Source organism: Bradyrhizobium sp. (assembly GCF_016462955.1).
Lineage (GTDB): Bacteria > Pseudomonadota > Alphaproteobacteria > Rhizobiales > Xanthobacteraceae > Bradyrhizobium.
Window position 1 is genome coordinate 1 of record NZ_JAEMSD010000175.1, and the last position, 3580, is coordinate 3580.

Here is a 3580-nt window from a genome sequence, read left to right on the forward strand (position 1 = left end):
CGAGGTCGCCGCGCCCAAGGTCGAAGTGGCCGACACGATCGGCGCCGGCGACAGCTTTCAGGCCGCGCTGCTGGTCGCCTTTCATGAGCAGGGTCGCATGGCCCGGCAAGCCTTGAAGGACATCGCTGCCGACGAGCTTCGGCGCGCGCTGTCCTTCGCCGCCGATTGCGCCGGCCTCACATGCACCCGTCCGGGCGCCGATCCGCCTTGGCGCCACGAGGTGAGTTGGAGCTCATAGCGCCGCCTCACATGCGAACTGAACAAAAACGAAAAAACAACCCCATGCATAGTAGCCGGGAGTAGTCGTTTCAATGGCTTGTGCAGCGCGTGGGCTGACGGTCGATGTGATGCGCCGGAACGTTGACCCGTCGGGCAAAACACTGGCATGATGGCATCGTCGCGGTCTCGTGGTCAGGGACGCGCCTTCAGGCGAAATAGCCGTGCAGAAGCCATCCCGCGGCGATGCCGCCACCGTCGCGGCGGCAGTCGGCGCCGAGGCGCCGATCCCCTTGAAGCTCGATCATGCCTCGATGAGCGATATCGCTCATGCGTTGGTCAACGGGCATGTCACGGCATCGGCGCTGGTCAAAGCCTATCTCGCGCGCATTGAAGCCTACGACCGCGATGGGCCCAAGCTCAACGCGGTCCGCGCGCTCAATCCTGACACACTCGCGATCGCGGGTAGGCTCGACGGCGTCAAGCCGTCGGCCAGTCGGCCGCTGGCCGGCATCCCGATCCTGGTGAAGGACAACATCGCGACCGGCGGCGAGCTGCCGACCACGGCGGGCTCGCTGGCGCTGGAAGGCGCGCAGGCGCGGGCCGATGCCACAATCGTCAGGCTGCTGCGCGAGGCCGGCGCGGTGATCCTCGGCAAGGCGAACCTGACCGAGTTCTCCAACATGCTCGCGGTCGACATGCCCGCCGGCTATTCGTCGCTGGGCGGACAGGTGAAAAACCCCTACGCGCTGGCGCTGGTCGGTGATCACGGCATCCCGGTCGTGTCGCCGGGCGGATCGAGCGCCGGCTCGGCGGTCGCAGTGGCGGCTGGCCTGTGTGCGGCCTCGATCGGCACGGAAACTTCGGGGTCGCTGTTGTGGCCCGCCAGCCAGAACGGCCTTGTCACGGTCAAACCGACGGTCGGGCTGATCAGCCGCGCCGGCATCGTGCCGATCGCGCACAGCCAGGACACCGCAGGACCGATGACGCGAACGGTACGCGACGCGGCGCTGCTGCTCAACGTGCTCGCTGCCACGGATCCGCTCGATCCGGCGACGCAAAAGCAGCGGCGGCCGGCCGATTACACCGCCGGCCTGACGCGTAATGCGATGAAGGGTGCGCGGATCGGGGTCCCGAGCGACCCCGCAGATCCGCTGAACGACTGCTTTTACGGCAAGTTGCCACCAACGTCGGCCAAGCTGATGGCCGAAGCGATCCAGGTGCTGGAAGACCTCGGCGCCGTCATCGTGCGTGCCAGCATGCCGACAGCGGGCTGGATCGGCGGGCCGGGCACGACGATGGCCGTGCTCAACCGCAATCCGCTGAGCGAACACAAGGGCACCGTCGCACGACCACCGGTCGTGTTCCTCTACGAGCTGAAGCACGACCTCAATCTGTATCTGAAGGAGTGGGCGGCCAACACGGACGTCAAGACCATGGCCGACATCGTGGCCTTCAACGAGAGGAATGCGGGCAGGGCGCTGCGTTTCGGCCAGGACCACTTTCTCGCCGCGGAGATGACCAGGGGCGATCTCAGCGAGCGCGAGTACAAATCCGCGCGCGCCATGGACCTGATTTCGGCCAAGACGGGCGGCATGGACGCCTACATGAACCAGCACAAGCTCGATGCCGTGCTGTTCCCCGGCGCCACGGGTGCGTCGATCGCGGCCAAGGCAGGTTATCCCAGCGTCATGGTGCCAGCAGGCTTCATCTCGGGGACGACCGACGGCAAGGATACGCCCGACTATCCGCTCGGCGTCGCCTTCGCAGGCCGCGCCTGGAGCGAGCACAAGCTGCTGCGTCTCGCCTACGCGTATGAACAGGCCTCCGACTTGCGCAAGCCGCCGCCCGGTTTGCCGGGGCTCTGAAGATAGGGCCGCGCACCTTCGTTCTGGAAGAAGTCACGCGCGAACCAATCGGAGGTCTGTCTTTGGAACTGATGCGGCGCGGTTCCGCTCGCGCAGCGGGAGTGCGGGCGCTGAGCTGACAAGCCGACGAGGGAGCTCACCCATCAAGCCCGCTTTCCGGTTCCCCGCTAGATCGATCGCTGGTGTTGCTGCCGCGTGGCAACGATCCGTACTTACACGATGCTCGCCAGTTAGGTTTCGTCAACCAAGCCGAACAACGATGTCCGGACCTGTCAACCTTTGCTTGCCGGAGCAAATATGCGCCTCACTGTCAAAACCACTCTTCTCAGCATCCTTTCTCTTCTCGTCGTCCTGATCATGGGACAGGCGTGGATGGCACTCTCCCGCGCTGCGGCGATTAATGCGAACGCAGAAGATCTCGCTACGAGCTGGTTGCCATCGACCAAGGCGCTTGGCGACGTGAAATACTGGACAGCGCGGATCCGAGTCGTGGCCGGCCGTCTCTTGATGACGAGTGATCCGTCGGAACGCAACACGGCGGAAATGCAGCTAGCTCAATTTCAGGTCAGTTTAGCTCGTGCCGTGAAGGCCTATGAACCAACCATCGTCTCGGCGGAGGAGCAGGCGCTGTGGAACAAATTCCAGGAGAAGTGGAAGCGCTACTTGACCGACCAGGATCAAACTTTGAGGATTTGGGCGAGCGAGCCGGCCAAGGCGATCAGCGGGTTCAATGGGCCCAGTAACGCCCTGTTTGCCGAAGCCCAGGACGCGATCGATACCGACGTCGAGTTCAATGAGAAGGGGGCCGCCAAAGCCGTCGCCGACGCGCGAGCGACCTACGCTGCGGCAAAGATGGCCACGTTCGCATTCGCCGGCCTTGCGTTACTGATAGGTCTCGCGTCAGCAGGCTTTGTCCTGGTGCGCATGACATCGCCGCTCCAGCGCTTGAACGGCACGATGCGGGTCATTGCCGACGGGAAGCTGGAGACGGACGTCGTCTACACCACGCGCAACGACGAGATCGGCGACATGGCCAAAGCGCTGCTCGTGTTCAAGGAAAACGGGCTACGCATCCGCCGGATGGAGGAGGAGCAGAAGGCCAGCGAGCAGGCCGATGCGAGGCGCCGCAAGCAGGAAATGTCCAAACTCGCGGACGAGTTCGAACACGCCGTCGGCGAGATCGTGGATGCGGTGGCATCGGCCTCGACCGAATTGGAAGCCTCAGCGAATACCCTGACCCATTCGGCGACCCAGGCCCAGGAGGTGACGACGACCGTCGCCGCTGCCTCGGAACAGGCTTCCGCCAACGTCCAATCAGTGGCGAGCGCGACCGAGGAATTGTCGACCTCGGTCAACGAAATCGGCCGGCAGGTGCAGGAATCGGCGCGCATGGCCGGCGAGGCGGTCGGTCAGGCGCGTAACACGATGAACCAGGTCGGCGAGCTGTCGCGCGCTTCAACCCGCATCGGCGATGTGGTCGAGCTCATCAACACGAT

The 3580-nt window shown here is 64.4% G+C and carries 3 protein-coding genes; all 3 read left to right on the forward strand.

All coding sequences use genetic code 11. From position 1 onward, the window contains the following. On the forward strand, positions 1-238 hold a 238-nt coding region (locus JHD07_RS18670), incomplete at its 5' end, for a PfkB family carbohydrate kinase (protein WP_291624621.1). A gap of 202 nt (positions 239-440) precedes the next feature. Next, positions 441-2084 (forward strand): amidase family protein, encoded by a 1644-nt coding sequence (locus JHD07_RS18675; protein ID WP_291624622.1) that lies wholly within the window; start codon positions 441-443, stop codon positions 2082-2084. Positions 2085-2381: 297 nt separating this feature from the next. Then, positions 2382-3580, forward strand: a 1199-nt coding sequence (locus JHD07_RS18680; protein WP_291624623.1) for a methyl-accepting chemotaxis protein, incomplete at its 3' end; no start/stop codon positions are given.